Here is a 580-nt window from a genome sequence, read left to right on the forward strand (position 1 = left end):
GCTGGGATGCTGGTCGTGGAGACAGTGGCAAAGATCCGGCGCCTGCACCGGGTGCAGGGCAAGTCGATCAAGGCGATCTGTCGTGAGCTCGGGATTTCGCGAAAGGTGGTCCGGAAGGTTCTGCGGTCCGGGGAGACGGAATTCCGCTACAGCCGGGCGCGGCAGCCGCAGCCCAAGCTGGGGCCGTGGCAGGCCGAGCTGGAGCGCCTGCTGGAGGCGAACGAGGCGCGGCCGCGGCGCGAGCGGCTGACGCTGGTGCGGGTCTACGAGACGCTGCGTGAGCTGGGGTACGAGGGCGGCTACGACGCGGTCCGGCGACATGCGCGGGGGTGGCAGGCGTCACGGGCGACGGCGGTGGCAGCAGCCTTCGTGCCGCTGAGCTTCGCGCCGGGCGAGGCATACCAGTTCGATTGGAGCCACGAGGTCGTGCTGATCGGCGGCACGACAGTGACCGTCAAAGTCGCGCATGTGAGGCTGTGCCACAGCCGGATGCTGTTCGTCCGCGCTTATCCGCGCGAGACGCAAGAGATGGTGTTTGACGCTCATGACCGGGCGTTCGCCTTCTTTCGCGGTACCTGCA

At 68.1% G+C, this 580-nt stretch carries 1 protein-coding gene; it reads left to right on the plus strand.

Annotation, left to right across the window (positions count from 1 at the left end):
- Positions 1–6 precede the first annotated feature (6 nt).
- Positions 7–580 (plus strand): IS21 family transposase (istA, locus tag ROTAS13_RS25530; RefSeq protein ID WP_139323626.1); only part of this gene is annotated, 574 nt, incomplete at its 3' end.

Source organism: Roseomonas sp. TAS13 (genome assembly GCF_001950415.1).
Lineage (GTDB): Bacteria > Pseudomonadota > Alphaproteobacteria > Acetobacterales > Acetobacteraceae > Roseomonas > Roseomonas mucosa.